The 26,933-nt window shown below is 56.5% G+C and carries 20 protein-coding genes and 1 pseudogene; 18 read left to right on the top strand and 3 right to left on the bottom strand.

Annotated features, from left to right (window positions below; genetic code table 11):
* Positions 1 to 4: 4 nt before the first annotated feature.
* From AT6N2_RS23820 to AT6N2_RS23855, 8 genes are all read left to right on the top strand, one after another.
* Entirely contained in the window at positions 5 to 481 is a 477-nt protein-coding gene (locus AT6N2_RS23820) for an Hcp family type VI secretion system effector (protein WP_004431488.1), read from the top strand.
* Between the two features lie 108 nt (positions 482 to 589).
* Complete coding sequence (locus AT6N2_RS23825) at positions 590 to 979, top strand: Rap1a/Tai family immunity protein (RefSeq protein WP_209091793.1); 390 nt, start codon at positions 590 to 592, stop codon at positions 977 to 979.
* An 11-nt stretch (positions 980 to 990) separates the two neighbouring features.
* The gene (locus AT6N2_RS23830; RefSeq protein ID WP_045531759.1) at positions 991 to 1,491 is read left to right on the top strand and encodes a type VI secretion system amidase effector protein Tae4; all 501 of its coding nucleotides are present in this window, start codon (positions 991 to 993) and stop codon (positions 1,489 to 1,491) included.
* A 13-nt stretch (positions 1,492 to 1,504) separates the two neighbouring features.
* Positions 1,505 to 3,769, top strand: coding sequence for a type VI secretion system tip protein TssI/VgrG (gene tssI, locus AT6N2_RS23835; RefSeq protein ID WP_209091794.1), 2,265 nt, complete (start codon positions 1,505 to 1,507; stop codon positions 3,767 to 3,769).
* 14 nt (positions 3,770 to 3,783) lie between these two features.
* The gene (locus AT6N2_RS23840; RefSeq protein WP_209091795.1) at positions 3,784 to 4,899 is read left to right on the top strand and encodes a DUF2169 family type VI secretion system accessory protein; all 1,116 of its coding nucleotides are present in this window, start codon (positions 3,784 to 3,786) and stop codon (positions 4,897 to 4,899) included.
* Positions 4,896 to 6,458, top strand: a complete 1,563-nt coding sequence (locus AT6N2_RS23845; RefSeq protein WP_209091796.1) for a DUF4150 domain-containing protein — start codon at positions 4,896 to 4,898, stop codon at positions 6,456 to 6,458. The genes AT6N2_RS23840 and AT6N2_RS23845 overlap by 4 nt, the downstream gene beginning before the upstream one ends.
* Positions 6,459 to 6,554: 96 nt before the next feature.
* The gene (locus tag AT6N2_RS23850; protein ID WP_209091797.1) at positions 6,555 to 7,598 is read left to right on the top strand and encodes a hypothetical protein; all 1,044 of its coding nucleotides are present in this window, start codon (positions 6,555 to 6,557) and stop codon (positions 7,596 to 7,598) included.
* Between the two features lie 414 nt (positions 7,599 to 8,012).
* The gene (locus AT6N2_RS23855) at positions 8,013 to 8,939 is read left to right on the top strand and encodes a hypothetical protein (protein WP_209091798.1); all 927 of its coding nucleotides are present in this window, start codon (positions 8,013 to 8,015) and stop codon (positions 8,937 to 8,939) included.
* Positions 8,940 to 8,979: 40 nt separating this feature from the next.
* On the opposite strand, the gene AT6N2_RS23860 is transcribed toward AT6N2_RS23855, so the two are convergent.
* A complete protein-coding gene (locus AT6N2_RS23860) occupies positions 8,980 to 11,160 on the bottom strand; it encodes a DKNYY domain-containing protein (protein WP_233282585.1) in 2,181 nt (726 codons plus the stop codon).
* Positions 11,120 to 11,881: a hypothetical protein gene (locus tag AT6N2_RS23865; protein ID WP_233282586.1), complete on the bottom strand. Its 762-nt coding sequence runs from the start codon at positions 11,879 to 11,881 to the stop codon at positions 11,120 to 11,122. The genes AT6N2_RS23860 and AT6N2_RS23865 overlap by 41 nt, the downstream gene beginning before the upstream one ends.
* Positions 11,882 to 12,636: 755 nt before the next feature.
* Between AT6N2_RS23865 and AT6N2_RS23870 the strand changes: the two genes are divergently transcribed.
* From AT6N2_RS23870 to AT6N2_RS23890, 5 genes are all read left to right on the top strand, one after another.
* Positions 12,637 to 15,039, top strand: a complete 2,403-nt coding sequence (locus AT6N2_RS23870) for a glucan 1,4-alpha-glucosidase (protein WP_209091800.1) — start codon at positions 12,637 to 12,639, stop codon at positions 15,037 to 15,039.
* Positions 15,040 to 15,075: 36 nt separating this feature from the next.
* The gene (gene gnd / locus AT6N2_RS23875; RefSeq protein WP_209091803.1) at positions 15,076 to 16,080 is read left to right on the top strand and encodes a phosphogluconate dehydrogenase (NAD(+)-dependent, decarboxylating); all 1,005 of its coding nucleotides are present in this window, start codon (positions 15,076 to 15,078) and stop codon (positions 16,078 to 16,080) included.
* Positions 16,077 to 17,462, top strand: coding sequence for a glucose-6-phosphate dehydrogenase (zwf, locus tag AT6N2_RS23880; RefSeq protein ID WP_209091805.1), 1,386 nt, complete (start codon positions 16,077 to 16,079; stop codon positions 17,460 to 17,462). The genes gnd and zwf overlap by 4 nt, the downstream gene beginning before the upstream one ends.
* 31 nt (positions 17,463 to 17,493) lie before the next feature.
* Positions 17,494 to 18,171, top strand: a complete 678-nt coding sequence (locus tag AT6N2_RS23885) for an ROK family protein (RefSeq protein ID WP_209091984.1) — start codon at positions 17,494 to 17,496, stop codon at positions 18,169 to 18,171.
* A gap of 721 nt (positions 18,172 to 18,892) precedes the next feature.
* Positions 18,893 to 20,017, top strand: a complete 1,125-nt coding sequence (locus AT6N2_RS23890) for a hypothetical protein (protein WP_209091807.1) — start codon at positions 18,893 to 18,895, stop codon at positions 20,015 to 20,017.
* Between the two features lie 21 nt (positions 20,018 to 20,038).
* Here the strand turns inward: AT6N2_RS23890 and AT6N2_RS23895 are convergent, their stop codons facing one another.
* Complete coding sequence (locus AT6N2_RS23895) at positions 20,039 to 21,406, bottom strand: MmgE/PrpD family protein (RefSeq protein WP_209091809.1); 1,368 nt, start codon at positions 21,404 to 21,406, stop codon at positions 20,039 to 20,041.
* 75 nt (positions 21,407 to 21,481) lie between these two features.
* On the opposite strand from AT6N2_RS23895, the pseudogene AT6N2_RS23900 reads away from it, so the two are divergent.
* The 5 genes and pseudogenes from AT6N2_RS23900 (at position 21,482) to AT6N2_RS23920 (ending at position 26,925) form a co-directional block, all read left to right on the top strand.
* Positions 21,482 to 22,418 (top strand): annotated as a pseudogene (locus tag AT6N2_RS23900) (LysR family transcriptional regulator).
* A gap of 38 nt (positions 22,419 to 22,456) precedes the next feature.
* The gene (locus AT6N2_RS23905; RefSeq protein ID WP_209091986.1) at positions 22,457 to 23,368 is read left to right on the top strand and encodes a LysR family transcriptional regulator; all 912 of its coding nucleotides are present in this window, start codon (positions 22,457 to 22,459) and stop codon (positions 23,366 to 23,368) included.
* A gap of 172 nt (positions 23,369 to 23,540) precedes the next feature.
* Entirely contained in the window at positions 23,541 to 24,485 is a 945-nt protein-coding gene (locus tag AT6N2_RS23910) for an ABC transporter permease (protein WP_209091812.1), read from the top strand.
* A complete protein-coding gene (locus AT6N2_RS23915) occupies positions 24,482 to 25,300 on the top strand; it encodes an ABC transporter permease (protein WP_209091813.1) in 819 nt (272 codons plus the stop codon). Before AT6N2_RS23910 ends, AT6N2_RS23915 begins: the two co-directional genes overlap by 4 nt.
* Complete coding sequence (locus AT6N2_RS23920) at positions 25,297 to 26,925, top strand: ABC transporter ATP-binding protein (protein WP_209091814.1); 1,629 nt, start codon at positions 25,297 to 25,299, stop codon at positions 26,923 to 26,925. The genes AT6N2_RS23915 and AT6N2_RS23920 overlap by 4 nt, the downstream gene beginning before the upstream one ends.
* Positions 26,926 to 26,933: the final 8 nt, after the last annotated feature.

The following is a 26,933-nucleotide window of genomic DNA, read 5'->3' on the forward strand; positions in this document are numbered from 1 at the left end:
CAGCATGCCAATTTATCTGCAGATTGACGGTATCCAGGGCGACGCCACCCATGAGGAACATCGTAAGTGGATGGATATTGAAGCCATTCACTGGAACGTGGCCCGCAACATGAACACCTCTGCTGGTTCTGCTGCAAACCGCGAGGCCTCCGAACCGACCATTTCGGAAGTCATTCTGACCAAGGTTAGCGATTCTTCTTCCACCAAGCTTTTCCAGGAAGCCTGCGCCGGCCGGACCGGCAAGCTCGCAACCATTCATCTGGTGACCACGGGTAATCCGGGCAACACCTATATCGAGTATCTGCTGACAAACACGCTTATCGCCAGCTACTCGGTGGATTCCAGCGGTGACCGTCCGGTGGAAACCGTCAAGCTCAACTTCACGAAGATGGAAGTGAAGTACACGCCGTTCGACGACAACAACTCGCCGCAGTCTCCGATGATCGCCTCCTACGATCTGGCGACGACGAAGGCTGCCTGATCGTGACGCGCCCCGGTGCCGGCGTTGCCGGCACCGGAACGTTTTCATTGCAGTTTTGCAGCTCACGTCGTGATGTTTCACGTCGACTTTGGTCGAGGCGGTTTTTTGATGCGCTCCCTATATGTGTTTTTTGTTTCCGTGCCGGTTGTTCTGGTATCGTCCGGTCTTTCGCCGGTCAGTGCAGCGGAACGGACATGGATATTCTCTGGTGCCGAACTCAAGCAGGCCATCGAGGGTAAGCTTGCCCCGGAGGTGTCCGATCCGGAAATGCGGCGGCTGGTTTCCGTTGCAAAATCAAGCGCCTATATCGCCGGCGTGGCCGATCTGACGAGCGGATCGGACTGGTGTGGTGCAGGCGCCGTCGCGCCCCATGAACTCACCGACCGGATCTACACCTATCTCGGCGATCTTCCTGCGGAAAAACTCGATGAACAGGCAGCCACTCTCGTGCGGGAGGCGCTCAAGGTCTCCTTTCCCTGTGAGCAGAAAAGTAACTAGTGGGACGAACCATGCGCGTTAACTTTGACACTCTTTATAAGAATTATCCGAGCAGCGACCCGTCGCACCCGAACTATCTCAGCCAGCGTGATCTTTTCACGGAAATCGGCTGGGATGATTTCATCGGCAACCCGAACTATCACAATACCTGTGCCATCCGCGTCAGCATCGCTTTCGTGAAATCGGGGATCAACATCGTGCCATCCTCGCATCGCATCCAGAAAGGTCCCTATGCGGGCAAGGGCATTGAGGTGAACATGCGCCGCCTCGCAAATCTGATGAAACGAACGAGTTATCTCGGCGAGCCAGAGCCGTTTACCCCCGCGACAGCGCGTAATGGCATCGGCGCGCGTAACGGTGTTGTGGCGTTCAACAATATCCCTGGTTATACCGGCGGCGGCCATATCGATCTTGTGCGGGGTGGCTCAGAGGCCACCCAATGCGCATCGGCCTGCTACTACAATTCGGAAACGATCTGGTTCTGGCCACTTCAGTCCAGCCGCGGGTCCTGATTAGGAGTGTTCCATGGACGACCAGTCGTCACTTTCTGATTTCGTTCAGGCGAGCCGCGTCCTCAAGGTCAAGTCGCCACTTGGCGAGGATCAGCTTCTGCCGGAGCGTCTGACCGTCGAGGAAGGCGTGTCGCAGCTCTTTGACATTCGCCTGACGGTGCGTGCCAAGAAGGAAGCGGTCAAGCCCGAGGAACTGATCGGACGGCTGGTCGATGTTTCGATCGAAATCAGCCAGGGCGAGGGTGAGGGCGGCGGTGTTCGCCGTCCCTTTAACGGCCTGGTAACAGAGCTCCATGAAGGTCCTCCGATTACGCGTGGGTTGCGCTCTTATTCGATGACCATCCGGCCACAGATGTGGCTTCTGTCGCGGCGTTCCGACTGCCGGATCTGGATGGACAAGACAGCGGTGGAGATCGTCGAGACGCTGTTTTCCGAACACGGCATTCCCGCACCCGATACGTCAGGCATCATTTCGCCGCCGCCTGCACAGCACTACAGCGTGCAGTTTAACGAGACCGATCTGGATTATCTTACCCGCCGTTTCGAAGAGGATGGTCTGTTCTACTGGTTCAGCCACGAGGACGGTTCCCACAAGCTGCATGTGGCCGATAGCGCCAGCGGCTGGCTCGGGCCGTCGCCGGCTGCCCAGGGGGAGGGAACGGTGCGTCTGGCGCAGGGCTCGTCGGATCGCAACCACATCAACGATTGGGCGCGGCGTTTCTCCTATGTCTCCGGCCAGCGGGCGGGTGCGGACTGGAATTTCGAGACGCCAGGCATGGTGCCGGGCACGATGACGCCGTCTCTGGTGCAAATGCCGGATGCGACAAAACGCGAGCTCTACGAATATCCGGCCCGCATCAGGACAGTCGAAGAAGCCGAGCGGGCGCAGAAACTGCGCACCCAGGCGATCGAGGCCGATCACGACCGGGTATTCGGATCGTCCACCTCGCGCATTCTGGAAGCCGGCCGCCGCTTCACGCCTTACGAGGTCGCGCATCCAGAACATGCCTATGAAGAGCATGTGGTCATCAGGGCAAGCCACAGCATTGTCGATCTCTCCTATGAGACAAATAGTAACGAGCCTGAGTATCGCAACCACTTCGAGGCAATTCCGGCCCGCGTGCCATTGACGCCGCACCGGACAACGAAGCGCCCGCGCATCGAAGGCGCGCAGGTGGCGATCGTCGCTGGCCCCGAGGGTGAGGAAATCCATCCGGATCAATATGGCCGAATCAAGCTGTGGTTCCCTTGGGATCGCAAGGCGAAGAAGGATGGCACGGATACGTGCTGGGTGCGGGTGAGCCAGGCTTGGGGCGGCGGCACATGGGGCGCGCAGGTTATTCCGCGTATTGGCATGGAGGTGATGGTTGCCTTCGTCGATGGTGACCCGGACAAACCGCTGGTTATCGGCGTGGTCAACAATCCCGCCAATTCCGTGCCTTACGACCTGCCTGCCAACAAAACGCGTATGGTGTTGCGCTCCAACAGCCACAAGGGCGACGGTTTTAATGAAATCACCTTCGAGGATGAGGCTGGCAAGGAGAACCAGTTCTTCCATGCACAGAAGGACCAGACGACGCGGGTATTGAATGACCGGACCAAGCGCGTCGACCGGCACGAGGTGGCGTCCGTTGGCGGCAACCGCGCGGTGGAAGTTTCCGGCAACCAGAAACACGAGATCGGCGGCTCGGTGAATACGGTGGTCGGTGGAACGGGACCGATGGCGATGATGGCCATGGCCGGCGTACAAGCCCTTTCAGAGCAAACGGCCGGGTTGCTTTCGCAGGCAGCCCAGATCGCAGGCGGCGGTGGCCCGGGTGTCGCGGCCTTCGCCACCACGCTTGCTTCATCGGCACTCGGCTTTCTCGGTACGGGCGGCCTCTCCGCACGTGAAGGTGTGGTCTCCGGCCCGAGCCCGCGTGCGGATGCGGGTACGGCGCTTGCCGGTTCCGGCTCGGGGGTCGGTTCCGATGCGTCCGGTCTGTTTCCGCTGCCTGGCATCATGAACACCATTGTCAGCACCTTCAAATCAGATAGCGTCGGGGTTGCGCGGGCTGAACAGATCGGGGTGAGTAAAGTCACGAATGTCGGCCAGACCTCGTTGGAGAGCGTCGGAAAGTTCAAGAAGATTGCAGTCGGTGAAGAGTTCGTCATCGAATGCGGCGATTCCAAATTCATCATGAAGGCGAATGGCGAGGTCATCATTCTTGGCAAGACCTTCAACTTCGTGGCGACGGATCATTTTCAGCTTCGCGGCAAGCCCATCGATCTGAACTGACGGAGGGCCTGATCTTGGAACTTCAGAACCGCCTGCCGTTTCCCGCCATGGCTTTCCGTCAGTTCGATGCCGAGGGGGAACTGGATTGCATTGTTTCCGTGCGCGCTACCTTCACGCATGTGCAGGACGGAATTATGGAGATCGCTCGTGAGCAGGAGAGCTTTCAATGGGAAGACGCTTACGAGGACGATCCGCATCAAACCGTCCTCCTGCGACAGAGCGATCTGACCCCTGACAAGCCCGGCACGGATATCAGCTTCCTGGGTGACGCATGGTCACCGTCGAAAGAGCCACAGAAATCCTGGCACGCCTCCATTCGTGTCGGTGATGTTTCCAAGGAGATCGAAGTATGCGGTCAACGATTCTGGAAACCCGTCATTCAGGAAAAATGGGCAGGCTTCTCCGCAAAGGAGCCGAAGCGAACCATCAGGGATTGGGTGCTGACCGATCCCGAGCCGACCCGTCAGGTCGGCGTCTGCTGGACCAATGCTTTTGGCGGCATCATTCCAGGCACAGGTGATACCGAAACCGACACCCCTGCGGATGTCGACCGTCGCAATCCTCTGGGATGCGGTATCGTCAATATCGACATGCCCGCAGACACACCTCATGTACGCGCGCCTCAGATCACCTCGCCCGGCGAACGATTGGACTGGAAGGAAGCGCCGGAGCCACAGGGATTAGGCCTGGTATCGCCCTGGTGGCGTTCCCGTCAGCAATACACCGGAACCTATGACGACGGTTGGCGGAAGGAGAGGCACCCCCTCTTGCCGCGTGATTTTGATCCACGCTTCTGGCAGGCGGCCCATCCTGATCTTATCGCTACACCTCACCTCAAGGGTGACGAGAACTACGAGCTCGTTAACCTGAGTTCTGAGCATCCGGTCGCGAAAGGCTCGTTGCCTGGCCTTTCCATCGGTGTCCATTGCTCTCGCGAAGATCGGGATGAATGGCATGTGCTGAAGCTCGATGGCGTGCAATTCGACTGGCGAAATGACGGACGGGTGCTTCTGACCTGGCGCATCAGGTTTCCTCTTCCCGATGCCGGGGAAACAAAACTTACCCTGACGCGCGTTCGTCTGAAGTCGGCCGAAACCGAAGCGGTTTTGACCGAGAGGGAGACCGCATGAGCATCCCCCGCGACAACTATATTGGAGAGCCTCAATATCCGGGCACATGGACCACGGGGACGCCGCGTGAGGGACTGCGTGACATCGATGAGGCGCGGGTCGTCTCTTTGGCACCCGATGTATGCCTGACACCGGTTGGCTCGTCGGTGGTGCCCATTCCCTATCCAGTCGTGGATTTTTGTGGCCATGATAAAAACTATACGCCGTCTGTTCGGTTCACCGGCAAAAAGGCAATGGTGATGGGTTCGTGTACGACACATGTGCACGGCGATGCGCCCGGCAGCCGCAAGGGGGTAAAATCCGGCACGGTGGAAAGCATCTGCGAACCCATCGGGCACGCCGATCAGGTGGGTGCCGAAGGCTCGCATGTCATTCGCCACCTCGATCGTTTTTATATGAACAACAGGAATACCCACGGTGAGGCGATCTTCGTCCGCAGCACACAGACCTATGATCCTCCCGAGGATGATGATCCGGTGCGGGGATCGCTTCGATGGCAGGACGGGTCGGACGAAGGCCGGGTTATGAGCGATGCGTCGCCCGAGCCGTTGATCATAGGTGCGCAGTATGCGCAGGCGTTGCATCAACCGATGCCTCAGCCAACCAATCCGGGAGGGTTCCAGACGCCCCGACCAATTACAGTTAATCCAACTCCTCCTGCCGCTAATGACAACATATGGCGTCGTCCGACCTTGCCCACGATCAAACCTACCATCGGTCAGCGAGTATTACCGTGGTTGGGAAGGCTTGGAAAGTTTGGCGGAAGAATAGTAAGTACAGCCGTAGGAGTACTTTGGCCCGAAGAAATGGGCGCGCCGATTTCTGAACGCATGGGTGGGGATTTGTTCCCACGGGATGACGAGGAATGGGATATCGTCAGGGAAGCTGAGGAGGGCGTACGACAGGGCGTCATCCCGTTGGATGATGCCGTAAAACATAGCGCTGATGCCATAACAAAATATCGAGAGTATCTTCTCGAGGGAAATGAGCGTGTTCGCCGCGAGGTTGAGGGGCATCGCAGACTTGGTGAGGCCCTTAGACATAACGTTCGTGTAGACACCAAGGATAGGCGGCAATGGCCATGTGTTGTCGGACCTTACAAATATGTAGAAATGATTTGTCCAGGAGAAGCACACCACATCATTCCTGATATGGTTTATCGAATTGGTAAAGCACCTTCAAGCGGACCAGAAAAAAACTCCACTGCCGGGCGCATCCCAAACTCCCCGACATATAACGAAGGGCAGGCAATCTGTTTGTCTCCCGGGATGCACCGGACCGATGATGAAGCAGTACATAAATCACTAAACCCTGCGCTTGCCGCGTTGGGTCTTGCCCACAAGCCACCGGGTACAGCTCCCTTGGGGGAAATACGGGACGCGACGCATCAGTCTATCAACCAGATTGTCGGCTTGCCAGAGAAGTGCAAGAAGATGGCCCGGGATGCTGCTACCATTCAAGTCGGGAGCAAGTTCCGACAACCAGGTCGTACAACAATCTTGCCACCAAAAGACAATAAGGTCATCGAGGTTCTACAAGGCGGCAGCTACCCGAGGTAAAGTATGAAAAAATATGATCGACTGCGGCTGACTTCTGCGTGCGCGTTGGGCAGGAATAAGTTCTGCGCCGCGTTTAGTGAAGCAGAATACGATGACATGTATTCGTTTATTCTTGTCTTTGAGGGCGATTTCGAACAGCCTTGGACACGGTTTGATATCCCCCGTATTATCGACAGTACTACCGGCTGGTTAGGGGCGGATGGCAAACCTGTTGTTTATGTCAAAAGCGATGAAGGAGATGTGTATTCTCTTTCTGCCGGCGGAGAGCCTCGACATGAGAAAATCGAAGGATCAGGTGTTTATAGTGAGGACGCGGAGGGGCTCGGCTATACCAACCGTATTGTCGCTATAAACGAAACCCTGTTCGTAACAGGATACCATTCACAATTGTACCGGCGAACTGGTTCCGCGTGGGAATGGTTTCATAGGGAAAAGCTGCCGAGGCCTGAGGCAGGGTACGAATATCTTATATTTGGAGATTTGGCGGGGTCATCGCAAAATGACATCTATATGAACGTAACCTGTAGCCCGGCAAGCACAACGAGAAAACTCACTGAGGAGGAGGAGGAGCGAGCTGCCGAACTCTTCGATCTTGGGAGAGTTGATGAAGCTCTTGCTATCCATCATGCAGCGGAGGGCGAAAGCAGGGTCCTGGAGGGTAGACTATATCACTGGAATGGAATGGATTGGCGTGTTGTTGCTACACCGCGTTCGGGAAAATTCTACGCCGAACCCGCAACACTTTCGGACATTCTTGTAGAGGATAGCGAAAGGGTGTGGGCCGTTGGAAACAATGGTGTCATTCTTTTCGGCAACGCACGTGATGGTTTTCAGGACGTATCTTTCAAGGGTAACGATGGAGATTTGCGGTCCGTTACAAGATTTAAGGATCGGATGGTCATTGCATCGGACTATGCTCTTCATTGGTTTGACGGCCACGTTCTTTCACCGCTGAAACCCGTCCTCGACCCAAGGATCAACAAAAGTGTTCCAACTCCGGTCAAGGTTCAGGCGATTGACGACGTTCTCTACTACTTCGATTCAAAGCACGGCATTCACACGTTCGATGGCACTGCATGGAACGAGATAGAGGTTCCTCCGGAGTTGTTGGAACGAAACTCCAAGAGCCTAACGAAGTGAGCCATGCTCATACGATGAGACTAATTACGATCCAGCAAGACTGGGCCGGTTCAATCTGACCCCTTCTCATCCAGAACGGCAACAACAGCGCTGCAAGCCGCGGACGCCGTTCGGCGTTACGGCGCTGGGCGATCCATATTCCTAGATTCCGCTCTGCTTTCGTATCGCCCGCGACTTGTTCTTCCCATGGTTCGGCCTATGAGGGCCGATTTCCTGGTCGGAGATCAGACGGTGCCACTCGAAAAAGAGCCTGCCAAAAAGAGATGGTCGATCTTGGCTTTGACATCTGATGTGGCGCGGTATTTCGGAGAGGTGAGGGAAGGAATTCCGCGAGCTCGGTGCGGACACAGGGATAAACTGTCACGTGACGTCGTATATGACAACATCAGATAGCGGCGGAAGGAAGTGGCTCAGGTGGTTGTAGAGAAAGGCAAGCAGACTGTAGATTCTTCCCGGAAGGCACTCGCACCGAGGCTGTATGCGATCCTTGCACGGTCGGCGAGAACAGGTGTCTTATTTCGGCGCGGCCCGAGCCGGCTGGTGCAGCTCATTCGCTGGGACTTGCGCACCGACACTTTTGAACATGGTCAATGGTTGAAGGGGCGGGTCTACGAAAGACGCTGCGATCTCTCTCCGTCCGGGGAACTTCTGGTCTACTTCGCAGCCACAAATCGCCCGCCCTACGGGAGCTGGACGGCCATATCGAAACCGCCATTCTTTACCGCACTGACGCTCTGGCCAAAAGGAGATGCCTGGGGAGGAGGCGGTGTTTTCGAGGACGAGAACAAACTGCTTCTCAACCATTCGTTTGACGATAACCGCGTCTCGCTCGCTCCTGGTTTTCGCTTGAAGCGAGGCATGAAAGTGGGCCCGTGCGGTAAATTGTCGGGACGTGGAGAGGACGATCCCATCAGCGGCCACATACTTGCGCGTGACGGTTGGCGTGTGATCGAGGCCGGTGAGGGGCAAACCAATGGCGTGAAGGCCTCGACCTTCTACAGCTTCAACAAGTCGCGTGTCCTGCAAAAAACGGGTGTAAATGGCCGGAGCCTTCAGATGGTTCTTCATTCGATTGGTCGTAGTCAAAAGGCCTGGTACGGACTGGACTACCGCGTGTTTGACCGGGACGGAACATTGCTTGTCGACCTTCCGGAAACGGACTGGGCAGACTGGGATGGCGGCGATCTGGTGTTTGCACGCGGCGGGTGCCTCTATCGGCTGGCAAAAAGCGACTTCCGATCCGGTGATGTCATGCCTATTGATTTTTCCTCGCGCCTGCATGACTTCAACGGCGCAGGTTTCTCCGCCCTGCCACCTCCGCACGCCGCTCGTCACTACTGACGCACCCAGCCTCGCCGGGATCTTTGACATCAGGCATCACTCATCCACTTGTATCTTCGGGTCGTAACCGCCTTACGATGCCACCGGAAACGTGGAGGTGTGTGCCGCCCACCCGGACCGAGTAGAGTCCGGCCGGCTCGACTTCGCCCGGTTCAATATCCTCAATGAGCAGCAGTCCTGTATCGGTTATCGCGTAAACATGGCGTGCGTCCACTGCGAATACACGGTTGAGGAAATGCAGACTGGCTGGATCGATTCCCGGTATCTTTTTGCGATAACTGCCTCCGACCAGCATCTCGCCGTTCGCGTCAATCAGAAGCTGATCGTTCACACCACGCGCTGTGGCGGGATTGACCTTGCCGGGCCGACTGATGGGCTTCCCGCGATAAAGCAGGGTATCGCCCATTCGTGCAAAGGAATAGCCGAGCGATTCCAGCGCTGCGGGATTGTCGATGCCGCGCTTGCGCACACCTTCCACGATCAGCCCTTTTGCGTCACGAGCATAGGCGCCGCCCAAAACCTCGAAGCTCGCCATGTCGACTTTGACGACAGCAAGCTCTGGCAAAGGTGCTGTACTGTCGATGTAATAGGCCTGCTGCTTGTCTTTGAACCATGGGCCGTCGAGCTTTTCGAAGCTCGCCGGATCGGCTTTCTTAACGGGCTCCATTCCGTAACTTTCGAGGCCGGGCAAGAAGTAGCGCAGTCCGTGCCGATCCTGTGCGAACACATCAACGATGTGCCGGAAGCTGCCGTGATCGAAATGATCAAGTGAGACCCATTCGGCTTCCTGCGGACGCCGCGGCCTAACCAAAATCCTGCTTCCATCGCTGTAATAGAGACCGCCGATCGGGACTGGCTCATTCCCAACAAACGCGCTTGCCGCGCGGCGTGCCTTCTCCCGGTGCCACCAGCTGTCGGCGATCTCGGGATGGTTCTCGAAATAGCCACTCCAGGACTCAAATTCTGCCGAAACTGATTGAGGTTGCCCTGCATAGTACGGCCGCTCGCTGTCATAAGCGCGATACTGACCTGCTTCTGATGCGCAGACAAAACTCTCTCGGTCCGCATCGGGAATGAGGCTCTTCTCCCAATAGACATGCTTCCTATCAGCGAAATATCTGCCTTCTTCGCCGATGGAATGGAAACTGCCCGCATCCGCGCCTTCAATAGCGACCCCATAAGCATAGACCTTGCGACTGTCTTTTGCGTAGTGACTCTCGTCGATACGAATGCCCGGTTTCTGGCCGCTGCCGTAATAATAGCTGACGATCCCGAATGTACCCGGCTCCTCGGTTGGAAGGCGCAAGTTGGTAATGTAATAACCGGCGGCCTTGTCGACACCATAACGTTGGTTTAGAACGGTGAAGCTGTCCGGATCGGCGCCACGCGCTGTGAACCAGAAAAGCTTCGTTGGCGTCTCGCCCTGGCCGTAGACATGTCTATCGTCGCAAAACCAGCGGTCACCAAGCTGTCGAAAGGTGAAGGGGTCGACCCCGGACAACGGGACGCCCTTGCGGTCGCAGATTGGTGCGCCGTCCACATAGACCTGATGGCCATTGTGGATATAGCGGATGGTCGGAAATCGTCTTTCTCCGATGTAATGCGCGACCCAGTCAACATCGGCGAAAGGGCCGATACGAGGATTAGCTTCGACTGCTCGCCGCAAAGCCTCAAGCTCCCTGCGCATGCTGAAGGGTTCCGTTACAGGAAGGCCGATACCGTCATTCCCCGTCAGACGCTGGAAAAGCGTCCGATCCTGTTCGGGTTCGGGAAGTCCCTCCCGCCTGAACGCGGCTGCAACCCAATTTGTATTGGCGTAATGAAGTTGGCTGTAGCGCTCTCTGAACCGTCGCCAGCGCGCGGGATCTATCTTGAGACGCTCGAATATCTGTGACGCAGCATATCCGGCCTCGGCAAAAAGAGTGGCCGCATACCAATGGGCATAGGGTAGTGGGAAAAGTTCAGTCAGCTTCATTCCGCCCAAGTCCGCTCCGATCTGTGGTGTCATTGCCAATCGTGGTTCCAAGCCAGTTAGGTGTCTATCTTGCGCCATTTTTTGCGGCCAAAGATACCAGAAAGAAACAGGCTTTTTTACTTTAAGAAAATATCCTAATTTAATGTTGTTGCTTCGTTTTATGCGCTTAGGTTTTTTATTTGCGCCGGATCTTAGTGGTGCGTTGTTACCATGGCTTGTCGCGTGCGGGGATTCCCTGTTTTGCAAGTAGACTGTCTTCCTCACTCGATATCAGTGCGGGTGGCCGGGCATCAGGTGTCTGCCTGACAAAGTAATCCCTCACGATCGTGGCTCCGGCCATTTCCAGGTCGGGTTTTTCCTTCATGTCCTGAACAAACAGCCACATCAGGCCAACATCTTTTCCGCCCTTGCGCCTGATCATGTGCAACTCGGCCGGCAGAGCGCCATGAAAATCGTTGATCGGTATTTCCCACTGGTCCGGGATGCGGAGTGTGATCCGCTCGTTGCCTATCCGAACAGGAACCGATTGCAGCTCTTCCCCAAAGCTTGATTCTTCTCCATTTTCCCATGACAGGCTGTCAATGAACGCAACGGCGTACTTGTCGGCCCGAACCACCAGATCATAAGCCGCGTCAGCATCCGCCGCGTTGCTGACATCTGCAATGAAATTTATGCCTAGCGCCTGCTTCTCGCGAGAGAAGCAATAGCTGATAAGGGCGCTATGTGGTTCGCCGCTCTGATCCTTGGTGCCCAGAAGCATAGCCTCTGTCAGGTCCGATGCAACTTTTGAGACGCGCGTCGTGTATCCAGCAGTGTCTGCCTGGTAAGTGCAGATCCGGAACGCTGCCGATGGTGCCTGCAGATTGTAGCCGACAAAGGTCGTCTCGATTTTCGGACCGGACGAATCTGAAGTGATTTTTCCAACGACTTTCACATTACCGATTGTGCCAGGCTCCGTTGGGCTCATTGGTACGGTTTCGGCCGTAGCATTCAGGGGAAGCGTCCCCTCAAGATTGAGGGCGGGTGCTGAGAAATCGAATTTTTTCGTCCCCGGGACGGCATTTTGAACGGTACTATCGTTATCCTGTGCAAAACGGTTCCGGCGAACACCGCAACGGCGACCGAAGTTGCGACAAGCACACATGCAAAAGAACGGCATTTCTCTCGGTGTACCATCCGCTCCCCGGTCAACATCAATTATAATTCTGCCGAACCGTGCAATGAAAAGTACAGCGACACAACCTCTGAGTTTATACAGGTGAAGACTCTGATGGAACGTCATTGGACCAAGCGCCAGACGGCCGAAATCGTGACAGCTCTCAAAAATCTCCGAGAACAGATGTCAAGGGAATGTGATGTTCGTGTGCGCGAACATGGCGGCTGTGACGTTGTCGTTGACCCGGCTTACATTGGAAACCACCAACCGGTTAAGGCGACGCCACCGGCGGGGCATATGCATCCAGGCCATATTGCGACCCACCGACACAAAGGAATCCGCCACACGCTCGATTACCAAATCTTTAGTTGTGCGCCACTTCGCGAATACCTAGCTTAATGATGAGGCCGTATCGGATTTGAGATGAGGGACGGGAACCGCAGCCCGTCTCGCGTTTTATCCCGGAAAGACCCTTTCTCCAAGGTCGAGATCTCCGTCATGAGTTTTCAATACGATAGTACCATTAACTTTCGCCTTCATCATCTCCCTGCCAGAGGCATGTAACGATGCGTGCCGCACTTGATTTCGCACCCGGCGCACCGGGCATTGACGCACGCTGGACGTCGAGCGCCAAGAATGGTGTGGGAACCGCACTGTCGAAAACCTCTCCAGTCTGGTTTACGCTCAGCCACGGCATCCTCAACGAGGTTTATTATCCACGTATCGATAGCGCCTGCACCCGCGATCTCGGTCTTGTGGTCACTAGAGACGACGGATATTTTTCGGAAGAGAAACGGGACTGCACCTCCGTTACCCGCCCTTTCGAGAGTGGAATTCCCGCGTTCCAAATCACCAACACGGCGACAGATGGATCCTACCGGATTGAAAAACAGGTCATCACCGATCCGGCGCGGGCCTGTGTTCTTCAGCAAGTCTCCTTCTCGCCCTTGAAGGGAAAGATGGGGGATTACCGTGTAAGCCTCCTTCTGGCGCCGCATCTTGTCAACGCCGGCAATCTCAACTCCGCCTGGATAGGGGAGTATGAAGGGCGTCAGATTCTGTTCGCGACTGGTCGCTCTCGATATCTGGCGCTTATTTGCGATCTTCCCTGGCGCGCCGCAAGCGCTGGTTTTGTGGGCGTTTCCGATGGCTGGCAGCAATTGCGCCGCGTCGGACGCCTTATCGAGGAATATCAGCGGGCAGATGATGGCAATGTTTCGCTGGCGGCGGAAATCGATTTTAGCGAAGCTCACGATACGGCGACATTAGCGCTCGGTTTCGGCCAGACCGAATATGAAGCGGCGGCCTGTGCTGTCGCAAGTCTGAAATCCGGCTTCAGGCATGCGCACGACGCCTATGTTGCCAACTGGCGCAGCTGGCAGGACAGCCTTGAGGGCCTCGACCGCGATACCCATCACGGCGTCAATTCCTATCGCGTGTCGACCGCCGTGCTTGCCGCACATCGTGCTGCAGACCGGCCCGGAGCCGTCGTGGCGAGCCTGTCGATCCCATGGGGAGCCTCCAAGGGCGATGACGATCTTGGCGGATATCATCTGATATGGCCGCGAGATCTGGTGGAAGCCGCGGGCGGGTTTCTGGCGGCCGGCGATCACGAGGAGGCTTTGGCCATCCTTGATTATCTGCGCCAGGTGCAGCAGCCCTCGGGGCGTTGGCCGCAAAATCTCTGGCTGGATGGCAAGCCCTATTGGCCGGGCGTTCAGATGGACGAATGCGCCTTTCCAATCCTGCTGGCGGATATGCTGCATCGGCACGGCCACCTCGACCACGCAGCAAGGGCGGATTACATGCCGATGATCCGCAGCGCCTCGGCCTATATTCTGGCAAACGGTCCGACGACCGGCGAGGACAGGTGGGAGGAGGACGCAGGCTACAGCCCGTTCACGCTTGCAGTGGAGATCGCTGCGCTGCTTGCCGCCGCTGATCTGCTGGATATGGAGGGCGATGCGGCGCAAGCAACGCATCTGCGGCAGACCGCCGATTGCTGGAACGAGCAGATCGAAAGGTGGACATTTGCTGGCGACCCAACCCTCTGCTCGGAGCTTGATATTTCCGGCCATTATGTTCGCATCGCCTCTCCCGGTACCACCGATGCCGTCCAGCCCTCGGGCACCACGCCCATCCTCAACCAGACACCGGATCGCGCTTTCCTGCCAACGAGCGATGTGATCAGCCCTGATGCACTTGCGCTGGTCCGCTTTGGCCTGCGCGCACCAGACGATCCCCACATTGTCGCAACGGTGAAGGCGATCGATCATTGCCTGCGCGCCGACCTGCCGCAGGGGTTGGTCTGGTACAGGTACACAGGCGACGGATATGGTGAGCATGCTGATGGGGCAGCATTTGACGGCACCGGTCAGGGCAGGCCATGGCCGCTTCTGACCGGCGAGCGCGCCCATTACGAACTTGCTGCGGGCAGACGCGGGGCGGCGGAAGCTCTGCTGACCACAATGGAAAAATCGGCTGGGCAGAGCGGCCTTTTCCCCGAGCAGGTCTGGGATCAACCCGATCTTCCCGATAGGGAGCTGTTCTATGGCCACCCATCGGGCAGCGCGATGCCGCTGGTCTGGGCTCATGCAGAACATATCAAGCTTCTGCGTTCGCTCGCCGATGGCTCCGTTTTCGACATGCCGCCGCAGGGTGTAGATCGTTACATCCGCAACAAGACGCCATCGCATCTTCGAATCTGGTGCTTCAACAACAAGATATCAGCAATGCCCACCGGCAAGGTTCTGCGGCTGGAACTGGCGGATGATGCCATCGTGCACTGGAGCACCGACGGCTGGGCAACGACAACAGACACAAGCACGATGCCCTCCGGTCTCGGCACGCATTTTGCGGATTTGCCCGTGCAGGATATGGCGGCCGGCGGCACGATTGTTTTCACCTTCTACTGGCGAGATGCTGGAGTGTGGGAAAACGAGAATTTTACCGTTCGTCTCGGCGAATGAACCAGCAATAGCGAATTGCACAAAAGGAGTGTCAGCATGCAGATTGGAATGGTTGGGCTTGGGCGGATGGGCGCAAACATGGTGCGCCGCCTTTTGAAGCACGGGCATGATTGCGTGGTTTTCGACGTCAATCCCGACAATGTCGCGGCGTTGGTTAAGGAAGGCGCAACGGGCGCGACCTCGCCGGACGATCTGGTTGCCAGGCTCTCTCCGCCACGCGCCGTGTGGCTGATGCTGCCCGCGGCCATCACGCCAAAAATCGCGCGGGACTTTGCGGGCAAACTCCAGGCGGGCGATGCCATCATCGATGGCGGAAATTCCAACTATCGCGATGCGATTGATCTTGCGGCCGAGTTTGCGTCCCGCGGCATTGATTTCATCGATACCGGCACATCCGGTGGCGTCTGGGGGCTGGAGCGCGGTTACTCCCTGATGATCGGCGGACCGGTCGCCGCGGTCCAGCGTCTCGACCCGATCTTCGCTTCCCTTGCGCCCGGCGCAGGCCTGGGCATCGCTGCCGACCCGGTCACCGGAACAGCACCGATGGGATATCTGCATTGCGGTCCATCAGGGGCAGGGCATTTCGTCAAGATGGTGCACAATGGCATCGAATACGGTGTCATGGCCGCCTATGCCGAAGGGCTCAACATCCTGAAAGCCGCCAATGCGGGCACGCAACATCGCGAGGCGGATGCCGAAACCGCCCCTCTCGCCCATCCGCAATATTACCAGTTCAACTTTGATCTTCCCGCTGTGACCGAGGTCTGGCGACACGGGTCTGTTATCAGTTCCTGGCTGCTCGACCTGACGGCGGAGGCGCTGAAGCAGGACCCTCACCTTGACCATTACGGCGGCCGAGTGTCCGATTCCGGGGAAGGCCGCTGGACCCTTCAGGCGGCCGTCGAAACCGGCGTGCCGGCCCCCATTTTGGCATCGGCGCTTTTCGAGCGTTTTTCCTCACGCGGCGAGGCCGAGTTTGCCGGCAAGGTGCTGTCGGCCATGCGCAATGCCTTTGGTGGCCATCTGGAGAAAGCCAAATGAAGATATCAGCCACGGACAGACAGCGTTCAGACGTGCTGGTGGTGTTCGGCGCCACGGGTGATCTTGCCTATAAGATGATCTTTCCCTCTCTCTACGCCATGGTGAAACGCGGCGCGCTGCAAACGCCCGTCATCGGTGTCGCTTTCGATGATTGGCCGCGTGAACAGTTGATAGCGCGGGCGCGGGATGCGGTCGCCAACCATGTGGACAAGATCGACGAAGCCGTCTTCGAAAAATTCGCCGCGCAGCTGACCTATGTCTCCGGCGATTACCGCAATGACGCAACGTTCGAAAAGCTGCGGTCGGCTCTGAAGGATCACCATCGCCCACTTTATTACCTCGCCATTCCGCCATCGCTGTTTGAAACCGTCGTGACTGGCCTCGATCGAGCCGGGATAGCGGCCTCGGCAAGGTTGATGGTGGAAAAGCCATTTGGCCGCGACCTCGGCACAGCTGAGGCGCTGAACGAGGCGTTACACAAGGTGTTCGACGAGGATGCAATTTTCCGCATCGATCATTTTCTGGGCAAGGAGGCTATTCAGAACCTTCTTTATTTCCGGTTTGCCAATGCCTTTCTGGAACCGGTCTGGAATCGCAATTACGTTGAGAGCGTGCAGATCACCATGGCCGAGGATTTCGGCATCAAGGGGCGTGGCAAATTTTATGACGAGGTCGGGTGTATTCGCGACGTGATACAGAACCATCTGATCAATGTCCTGCTTTTGCTAGCGATGGAGCCGCCGGCTACAAGCGCCTCGGATGATCTCGTCGATGAAAAAGTGCAGATACTGAAAGCCATGCCGCCGCTTACACGCGATGATGTAGTGCGCGGGCAGTTCAAGGGTTATCTGGACGAGCCGGGTGTAGCTCCGGCTTCGAGCCGGGATACGTTCGCCGCCGTGCGCTTTCGCGTCGCCACCTGGCGCTGGAATGGCGTGCCATTCTTTATCCGCGCCGGCAAGAACCTGCCGGCGCATGCAACCGAAGTCGTGGTCCGCTTCAAGCGTCCGCCAATTGCGCTCTTTGGCGATGTCGAGACAACCCCCGCCAATTATGTGCGATTCCGGCTGGGGCCGGATATTGCAATTGGAATTGGCGCGCGCCGCAAGGCTGCGGGCGATGGCATGCGCGGTGAGGCCGTAGAACTCGGCGCAGTCGATGACGGTATCGGTGACATGGCGCCTTATGAGCGACTGATCGGTGATGCGATGGCGGGCGAACGCCAGCTCTTCACCCGTCAGGACGCGGCGGAACTGGCCTGGAAGATCGTGGAGCCAATCCTCGATGATCCCGCAGTGCCGCCTGCATACGATGCGGGAAGCTGGGGACCGGCGGAAATGGCAGGGTTTGGGCCGCCAGGCGGGTGGGTTGATCCCGAATAGCACCCACAACACAGTCGACGGAGGCCAGGTCATGGCACGGGATCAAACTGTTCTTGCAATCGATATCGGCGGCAGCCACGTGAAGATTCGCCTGAGCACCGGTGGCGAAGAACGCAAGGTTGAAAGCGGAAAGACAATGACGGGACCTGAAATGGTCGCCGCGGTAACCGCCATGGCAAAGGATATGACCTACGACGTCATTGCCATGGGATATCCCGGCCCGGTCGTTCATAACAAACCGCTTCGAGAACCGGTCAATCTGGGCGAAGGCTGGGTGGGCTATGATTATGAGGGCGCTTTTGGTTGTCCTGTTCGCGTCGTCAACGACGCGCTCATGCAGGCGATTGGCTCTTACAAGGGCGGACGCATGTTGTTTCTGGGGCTCGGCACGGGTTTGGGCGCTGCGATGATTGTCGAGAATGTTGCCCAGCCGATGGAGATCGCCCATCTTCCTTACCGCAAAGGCAAAACGTATGAGCACTATGTCAGCGAGGCCTATAGGGAAAAGAAGGGCAACGCGAAATGGCAAAAGCGCGTACACGACGTCGTTGAACGACTGAGCGCGGCTCTTGAACCGGATGAGGTCGTCATCGGTGGCGGCAACGTGGAAAAGCTCGATACTCTGCCGCCCAATTGCAGACGGGGAGATAACGCTCTGGCTTTTGAGGGTGGATTTCGTCTTTGGAAAGATCCAGCTCTGATCTTTTAAAAATCACGGCTGCTGCTTTTGGTTATGTTGTTTAGGGCGCGCCGCGCACATGGATAGCCTGCTGCCGCGCGTCAGGATATGCCTTTGCACCGAAGGATGGCGTTGATCGGACCATGAAGGCTAGATCGGTTGCAAGCAGGTCACGCTTATGGTGGTGATAGTTACTCGATAACCGGCAGGTGCACCGCCATGATCGGTATAGCCCAAAGAGGCGCAATCGCAACGACATCCGCCGTGCTACGGAGGCAAGATCCAATGCGGGCAGACATAGAGTCCGGCAGTTCTAGCTGCGCTTGGTCATGCTCTCGCTCGTATGTGGGAAACGCTGCTTTATCGGGGAAAGTCTGTGAGGAAACCCGGCAAGGTAGATCGCTCGAGTGCGCGGGGTGTGCACGACTATCTGCTTATTGATGGAACTGGACATAGGTTGCTGCGTGGCGTCTGCTGAAAGTCAATCCGGCATCGACCCGTATGGCCTAGGCTATCTTAACTTTATCTCTGCTCATAATGGCAAGCGCATCTGTGGTCTCTCTTCCGACGGTTTCTCGCCCTGCGATGAAGTGGACTATATGCACGCAGCCGTTGATAGACAGTACGAGTTGATCGTTGGTGACGATCGGTTTACCCTCCATGAGAAGACGTTCCGCCGGGCGCCACGCCAGTCTGTGTGAATATCCAGCAATGATGTGGGCTCCAATCTTTCCGATCTCTAGGAATGCTGATGCTTTCTTTGCCAATCGTGTGCGCATTCGCTGCGCTTCTCGCACTTTTCACAACCGCCAGCGAAGCGAATGCAGCAGGTGATTGGAAAAAGCATGTCTTCGATTTCAACATGCCGAGTGTAAATTTCGAAGCAGAAGTCCCAAACGATTCCACGGTTGAAACGGTCCCAATGGAGCAGGCGGAACTCGGCTCTATCGGCAGGGTGAAAATCGTCGGAAAGGTTACGCCGGGACCCGATGGCCAGAAGGTCGAGACAACAGTTGTGGCTTACGATCTCCGTAGTCCACCCGCAGCATTGCCGATATGTAAGTATGAAGCTGAAATTTCAGGCTACACACCTGTTTCCATGTTTGCCTCCCCGGATCTGACTGAGGCAAAGGTTTTTGCAACGCAAAGCGACAACGGCAAGCCAAAAAGCGCGATCCTCAGTCACTGCTTTGCAAAGGGAAAAAATGCCCTAGCTATCCATTTCATCGTTAACGTGGCGGGGAAACCAACGCCAGAAGCAGCCAAGAAAGCGCTACAGGATCTTGACACTTATTCAATCGGGTTCCTCAAGAGTTTCCAGTTCTCCGATGGCAGACAGGCAAACTTCGGTGATGAGATGCGGCTTGTTTCCCTTCGTATCGGTGAGCGCAAAATCGGACTGCAAATCCCAACGGATTGGCAAATACCGATCAACGATTTTCGAGGATCCCTGCCAGCTGAGTTACACATGATTCGTCGCAGCGGCGGGGAGGATGTCGGTCTGGTTTGGCTCAGCGTGCAGGAGATGAAGGAAAAGCCGGATCTCGAAACGACAGGTGTCGCGATTATTCGAGATTACTTTGTTAAGCAAACGCAGGACGCCGAAGCGCCGGTGCTGATTGGTAGTAACGAGAATCCGGTCATTTCGGAGCATATGTTCGCCAACCGCGAATTCCGTTTCTCCGTCAAAAAGCGGAACGGAGAGGATATTGGGGTTATCAACGCGACCATTGTATGGAAGGACGGGCAACTGACTGTGATCAGTCAATGGTCGATCTGGGCTGAGAGCGCCGGTCGCAACGAGTTTTTCTCTCGCCTTCCTGGTGTTACAGTATACGGCCTGGTGCGTTCTGCTTTGCTTGGGGTTGCACTGTAGTCTTAAAGCTTTTTCACCAAGCTAGCACTTCGCGAGCAGTCGGGTGATGAGTTCACTCACTGACTTGACGCTATCGACTGAGCAAATGCTTTTCAAATTCCCGTACAGTTGATCGGAATCCTTCCGTCCTGCCCACTGGATGCAATCCCTGAATTTCGCCTTTTTTTGCCCTTCAGTCAGGGGCGCCTCTATAGCCCCATTGGCATGAAGGCGTTCAACCGAAAATTGGGTTCCATCTTTTAACGAGATACTGACTTTGTGCGGTAGACGCTCAAAGCCGCGTTCTTCTTCGATGCTATATGACGCTATGCTGATCTTTGCCATATGCACACGGAGTTCGGGGCGCATGGCTGCGGATGGTGTAAAGTCACGAAGTGATAAGCTGCCTTGCGATAGGGCCACGGTAAGGCAATATTGCATTGAAAATCTGGCTTGCATTTCATCAGATGGGTCCGGGAAGGCAAGGTTATCGAAAGCGGACCGCCCAACTTTCGTCTCCATACGTTCGATGTCCTCGATTGAAAATCCGTATTCCTTCTGCAGGTCCAAACTCGCATCGATTGCTCTGTGAGTGGATGCGCAGCACGGGTGGAGTTTGGTGACCAGGCCGCGCGTTTCGATGATGTGTTTGTCGTCGAAGGAAAGCTCGCCCCATCCTGTCGCCTCGTCACCCCCGAAAAGATCCAGGAAGCCGTTCGCTCGTTCGAGGATGTCCAATCTGCCGCTCAAACCGGATCGGGCTAGCAGCGCTGCTTCCACGGCATTTCGGGCGGCCATACCAGCATGAAACGGCTTCGCGCCGGTCCCGAATTGCCCCTTTGGGCCAGAAGCCATGCTCGCAGCAAGGCTCATGGAGTGTGCGATCTGGGCTTCGGTAAGCCCCAATAGCACGGCGACGCCTGCCGCGGCCCCTAAACAACCGATTGTCGACGTGCCGTGCCATCCTCGATTATAGTGCGATGGGATGACGCCAAAGCCAATTGCCGCCTGTCCTTCGAGCCCAGCGAGATATGCGTGGATGAGCCTCTCGCCTGATATATCGTCACTGGTTGTCGCGACGGACAGAAGGGCGGGGACAAGGACGGCCGATGCGTGTGCGCGTGCGGGGTGGAAATTGTCATCGAAATCGAGGCAGTGAGCTGCTGTGCCGTTGACAAGAGCAGCAAGTGAGCGTGACGCGCGGCCTCCTGTTAAAATCTGTGAAATTCCTTCTGTGCCGATCTCGTCACGGAAAGCTGCTGCGACAGACTGCGGGGCCGCATCGTTCACGCCTGCAATCATGCAGCCAATCGTATCTACCACCGCATCTGTAGCGCGCGCTGTGGCAATGGGCGAAAACGACGTTCGTGACACGAGCTGACGGGCGATTTTTTCGAGAACGGTTGTCATTCGAGCGCTTCCTTGCAAGTTTCAAAGGGAGCAGCAGTGATGAACGGGCACGCTTATCCGCGCAATCTTATGCAAATGACGGGTGACGTCATCCGGGAGAACGAGAATGAAAAAATCGGGCGACGTCCATATCAGTACCAAACATATCCAGGCATTTGACGCGATCGCTGCAACAGGTTCGACCATCGCTGCTGCGGTCGACCTTGGCATATCCCAATCAAATACCAGTCGCCTGTTGAATCAGTTGGAAGTCCATCTCGGCGTGCGGCTGTTCGACAGGGATAAGAACAGGCTTTCCATGACGCGGGAGGGGCTGAAACTAGGGCCGCAAATCAGGGCTATTGCGGACAAGCTAACCGACTTGAAGATAACGGCGCGGGAACTTGAAGAAGGGCGCTCGACAGAGATACCGCTGCGATTGGCCTTCCCAGCCAGTCTGTCCACAACCGTAGTGCCGCGTCTGATCAAACGCTTTCTGGCAGAAGTCGGACCGGCAAGAATCGAAATCGCGTCCGGCAATTATCTTGCGATCGAGCGGATGGTGGCTGACGGTGCCGTCGATCTTGGTTTTACGCGCTTGCCATCGCCCACCCCAGGGCTTCGTGAAGAGCATGTAATGGGAACGCGCAATATCTGCGTGCTACACAACACCCATCCACTTGCCGGATATTCAAAGATCAAGGTTGAACAGTTGAAGACGGAAGATCTGATCCTTCTTAATCGGGAACGGGCAGTCCGTCACGAACTGGAGGCGGCCTTCTATCGGGCCGGACTACGCCGTCGTCCATCGATAGAGGCGCATTCCGTCGGTTGCGGCTGCGCCCTGGCGGCGCAAGGGCTCGGAATTGCAATTGTCAGCGAGTTGCTGGCACTCGAATATCAGTCGTTGCCAGTGGCGTTCTTGCCGCTTGAACCGGCCATTCCTGTCGATTACGCCATTGTCAGCTCTGAACTTACCCCGCTTCCGAAAATGGCTGTGACGTTCTTGAGATACATCAGGGAATGGGCGTAAGCGGTTGTATTTCCGCAAGGAAGAAGGACTAACGAATGATCAATTTCAGGCAGCTAGAGGTTCTTAAAACTCTCCTTGCGACAGGTTCGACCATCGCGACCGCCAAAAGCATGGGGCTCAGCCAATCCGGTGTCAGCCGTCTTCTCCAGCAGCTCGAAACGGATCTGGAACTGAGGCTTTTTGACCGGGACAAGGGAAGGCTTATTCCCACCCCGGAGGCAAGCATTCTAGCTCGTGATGCCGAAACCATACTGCTCGGACTGAACAGGTTCTCTGGTCTGGCGGAAGATCTCCGAAGCGGGGCGAAGGGGCCGGAGCTGGTGCGGATAGGGCTCCCCAGCAGTATGTGGGAAAATTTCGCACCCGCGATGATGAAGGAGTTCGTGCGTGACTATCCATCCGTGCGGATCGAAACGTTCTTCGAGACGACATCCAATATTGCGCGCCTCGTTGAGCAGAAGGTTATCGACTTTGGCTTTCTGCGCAATGAACATCCCGCACTACCCGGTATCGACATGGAAATCGTGGCGACGGGAACAAGTGTTTGTGTTCTCCCGGAAGCGCACGAACTAGCGTCGATGAAGGAAATCAGTGCGCGCGATCTTCGCGGCGTGCCGCTCATCCTCATTGGTCGCCAAAGGCCAACGCGCATGCTGCTCGATCAGACCTTTACGCGCGAAGCCGTTAAGCAGAACGTAAAAATCGAGACTCACACGAACAGCTCGGCCTGCTCCTATGTCGCCCATGGACTGGGGGTTGCGATATTGAGCAGCTTTTTTGCCAATCTTTATCGTCACCTGCCCATCGTGCAACGCCCGTTTGTCCCGGTCACGACACAGGAATTTGCGCTCGCAACACCTTCCGGAACGTCGGCCTCATTGGCAGCGAAAGCGTTGATGGACGCGCTGAAGCGGCAGATCGAAGTCTCACAAAGCCACCATTTCAGCTAACCAGACAGGGCACCGTTTGTTGCTTCGATGGATCGTGGCGTCCACAGATTATGCATCGACCTATGAGGAAAATGCATAATATTGCGCTCATTTTTTTGATCCGTCATAGTTTCATTCATAACAGCCGGTGACTTTGTAGATCCGGTCCCAACAATCGTGTTCAGGGGAACCGATGCTAAGATTCATATTCCATCGATTGCTGATGGCGATCCCGACATTGGTGATCGTCGCAATCACAGTCTTCGCCCTTATTCGATTTATCCCGGGTGATCCGGCAGCCTTGATGCTGGGAGACATGGCGACACCGGATCAGATTGCTGAAATGCGTACGGAACTCGGACTCGACATGTCGCTGCCTCAGCAGTTTCTTGTCTGGGCGGGCAATGTGCTGAGCGGAGACTTCGGCCAGTCCATCGTCAACAAGGAGCCGGTGCTCCCGCTTGTTGTTTCGCGCTTCATGGTTTCGGCTGAAATCGTCGTGGTCGCCGTTCTTCTGGCAAGCCTGATCGCCGTGCCCGCCGGCGTCATCGCTGCCTGGCGCCAGAACAGCGCAACGGACTTGGTATTGATCGGTACGGCGACAGTATTGCTTTCGATCCCGACCTTCTGGCTCGGACTGCTTTTGCTTCTGTTCTTCGGATTGAAGCTCGGATGGCTGCCAGTGCTCGGATATGTGTCTCTCTCGGACAATTTTATTTCCGGCCTGCTGTATCTGGTTCTGCCCATCATGACGCTCGTCATTCATGAGGCCGGTGTCCTTATCCGTATGGCGCGCGCCTCCACGCTGGAAGTTTTGCGGCTGGATTATATTACCCATGCGCGCGCCAAGGGACTGTCAGAGCAGGCGGTTCTCTGGAAGCATGCGTTCAAGAATGCCTTCGGTCCGACATGGACGATGATCGGCCTGATCCTTGGAAATTTGCTGGGCGGCATCGCCGTCATCGAGACTGTCTTCACCATTCCGGGCCTTGGTCGACTGATGGTCGATAGCATCTTTCAGCGCGATTACCCCGTCATTCAGGGCTGCCTTCTCTTCGTCGCCATGTCCTATGTGATCGTCAATCTGATTGTTGATCTCCTTTACCCACTCTTTGATCCGCGCGTGGTGGCCGAATGAAACACGTTTCCCTCAACGGCCTGATTGGCGGCGTTCTCATCGCTCTTCTTCTTATCGTCGCTGCGTTGAGCCTGTTCTGGACGCCTTTCGATCCAATGAAACTCAGTTTCACCGCAAGATTGGCTGCGCCTGGCGAACTTCATCTTCTGGGAACCGACGAATTCGGGCGTGATGTCCTCAGTCGCTTGATGGTCGGCGCAAGAGCCAGCGTCTGGATTGGATGCCTCACCGTCGGGTTTGCGGTCATCACAGGCACCCTTATTGGTCTAATCAGCGGATATGCGCGCGGCTGGATCGATGGCTTGATCATGGCGGTAAACAATGCGCTGCTTGCTTTCCCAGGCATCCTGCTGGCGCTTGGCCTTCTCGCGGTTTTCGGCGCAAATCAATACGGTATCATCTTCGCTCTTGGTATTGCCTACACGCCTTCTATGGCGCGTGTCGTTCGAGGCGCCGTGCTTTCATTGCGGGAGCGTGAATTCGTTGAAGCTTCCAGGGTCATGGGCAATGGCGAAGTATTCACGATGTTCAGGCACATCCTCCCCAATTGCCTGGCGCCGATTACAGTGCTGGCCACCTCGATGTTTGGTTGGGCCATTCTTTCCGAAAGTGCTTTGAGCTTCCTCGGTCTTGGCGTGCCGCCGCCTGCACCGACCTGGGGCAATATGCTGGCCGCAGGTCGCCCGTTCATAGAACAGGCTGTTTGGCTCGGACTATTTCCCGGCCTCTGCATCGCCCTCACGCTCCTTGGCATCAACCTCCTCGGCGATGCCCTGCGCGACAAACTCGACCCACGCATGAGAGGTTTGAAATGACTGAAAGTAAGCTTCTCACCGTGCGCAATCTTTCGCTCGAAATCATCAATCGCGGTGTCGGCGTGGTGAAAGATGTCAGCTTCGATGTCGCACCGGGCGAAATCTTTGGTATCGTCGGCGAAAGCGGCTCAGGCAAGTCGCTTGCGACGAGATCCATAGTCTCGCTTTTGCCGCCGGTTATCCGCAAGACGTCTGGCACGGCCATTTTCAAAGGGCGTGACATTTCAGCTGTCAGCGAAAAGGACCTCCGGGCGCTGCGAGGTGCAGAAATCGGCCTGGTTTTCCAGGAACCGATGACCTCGCTCAATCCATCCATGACCATCGGTCGGCAGCTGGAGGAAGGGCTGGCTCTTCATACCAAAGACACGGCCCCAACGAGACGCGAAAAAATTCTGGCCATGCTGCAACGGGTCGGCATTCGGGATCCTGAGAGGGCGCTGACCTCTTATCCGCACGAATTTTCCGGCGGCATGCGCCAGCGCATCATGCTGGCCTCCGTCATGCTTTTGAAGCCCGCACTGCTTATTGCCGATGAGCCGACGACCGCGCTGGACGCCGTTATCCAGCGCGACGTCATGGAACTGATGGTGGAACTGACGAAGGCGGAAGGCACGGCAGTCCTTCTCATTAGTCATGATCTGCCGATGGTGGCACGTTACACCGACTGCATTGTGGTAATGGAAAAGGGCTCGATCGTTGAAGCCGGTACGACCGAGCAGATACTGGAACGTCCGCAGCACCCTTATACGCGCAAGCTTCTGTCATCCTTGCCTGTGCGCGGTGAAGTCAGACCTATCGATACGACATCAGCACCGATGATTTCGGCGCGCAACATCATCGTGGATTATCCGGGGCGCAAATCGTTTCTCAAGAAGGGCGATCCGAAGCGCGCATTGCACGGCGTCTCAGTCGACATCTATCAAGGCGAAGTGGTGGCGCTAGTTGGTGGTTCAGGGTCCGGCAAGACCACTTTGGGACGCACGATTGCCGGACTGGTCAAGGAAACCGAGGGGGAGGTTCGGTTTCAGGGCCGAACGCGTGACCAGGACTGGCAGGACTACCGTCTCAATTGTCAGATGGTTTTCCAGGATCCGTATTCCTCGCTCGATCCCCGCATGACGATCCTTGCTCTTGTCGAAGAAGCGTTGCGTCTTGTTCCAGGCATAGACCGTGTCGCCAAAATGAAGCGCGCTTATGAAACATTGGAGGAGGTGGGGCTTGGCGCCGATTTCGCTCTTCGCTATCCGCATGAACTTTCGGGCGGACAGAGGCAGAGAGTGGCCATTGCCAGAGCGATTGCGCGCCGACCGCGCTTCCTCATTGCAGACGAGCCCGTCTCGGCGCTGGACGTGACTGTCCGCGCTCAGGTGCTCTCGCTCTTTTCCGATTTGCAGAAACGATATGGTTTCTCCTGCCTGTTCATCAGCCACGACCTCGGCGTGGTCGAACAGGTGGCTGATCGCGTCATCGTCATGCAGGACGGCAGGATCATCGAGGAGGGGGATCGCAACACGATCTTTGACACCCCGAAAGAGGCCTACACACGGCGTCTTCTCTCGGCAATTCCCGCTCTTGATCTCAACGAGACCGGCGGCGTGAAACTCAAATGGCGCTTGGAGGCGTGACGATGAAT

It is taken from the genome of Agrobacterium tumefaciens, assembly GCF_017726655.1.
GTDB lineage: Bacteria > Pseudomonadota > Alphaproteobacteria > Rhizobiales > Rhizobiaceae > Agrobacterium > Agrobacterium tumefaciens_B.

Coding starts and splice junctions, on each gene's coding strand:
- AT6N2_RS23885 (WP_209091984.1), top strand. CDS start 17,494: ATGGCACGGGATCAAACTGTTCTTGCAATCGATATCGGCGGCAGCCAC.
- AT6N2_RS23895 (WP_209091809.1), bottom strand. CDS start 21,406: ATGACAACCGTTCTCGAAAAAATCGCCCGTCAGCTCGTGTCACGAACG.
- AT6N2_RS23825 (WP_209091793.1), top strand. CDS start 590: ATGCGCTCCCTATATGTGTTTTTTGTTTCCGTGCCGGTTGTTCTGGTA.
- AT6N2_RS23850 (WP_209091797.1), top strand. CDS start 6,555: ATGTATTCGTTTATTCTTGTCTTTGAGGGCGATTTCGAACAGCCTTGG.
- AT6N2_RS23920 (WP_209091814.1), top strand. CDS start 25,297: ATGACTGAAAGTAAGCTTCTCACCGTGCGCAATCTTTCGCTCGAAATC.
- zwf (WP_209091805.1), top strand. CDS start 16,077: ATGAAGATATCAGCCACGGACAGACAGCGTTCAGACGTGCTGGTGGTG.
- AT6N2_RS23845 (WP_209091796.1), top strand. CDS start 4,896: ATGAGCATCCCCCGCGACAACTATATTGGAGAGCCTCAATATCCGGGC.
- AT6N2_RS23865 (WP_233282586.1), bottom strand. CDS start 11,881: ATGAGCCCAACGGAGCCTGGCACAATCGGTAATGTGAAAGTCGTTGGA.
- AT6N2_RS23820 (WP_004431488.1), top strand. CDS start 5: ATGCCAATTTATCTGCAGATTGACGGTATCCAGGGCGACGCCACCCAT.
- AT6N2_RS23870 (WP_209091800.1), top strand. CDS start 12,637: ATGCGTGCCGCACTTGATTTCGCACCCGGCGCACCGGGCATTGACGCA.
- tssI (WP_209091794.1), top strand. CDS start 1,505: ATGGACGACCAGTCGTCACTTTCTGATTTCGTTCAGGCGAGCCGCGTC.
- gnd (WP_209091803.1), top strand. CDS start 15,076: ATGCAGATTGGAATGGTTGGGCTTGGGCGGATGGGCGCAAACATGGTG.
- AT6N2_RS23915 (WP_209091813.1), top strand. CDS start 24,482: ATGAAACACGTTTCCCTCAACGGCCTGATTGGCGGCGTTCTCATCGCT.
- AT6N2_RS23910 (WP_209091812.1), top strand. CDS start 23,541: ATGCTAAGATTCATATTCCATCGATTGCTGATGGCGATCCCGACATTG.
- AT6N2_RS23890 (WP_209091807.1), top strand. CDS start 18,893: ATGCTTTCTTTGCCAATCGTGTGCGCATTCGCTGCGCTTCTCGCACTT.
- AT6N2_RS23830 (WP_045531759.1), top strand. CDS start 991: ATGCGCGTTAACTTTGACACTCTTTATAAGAATTATCCGAGCAGCGAC.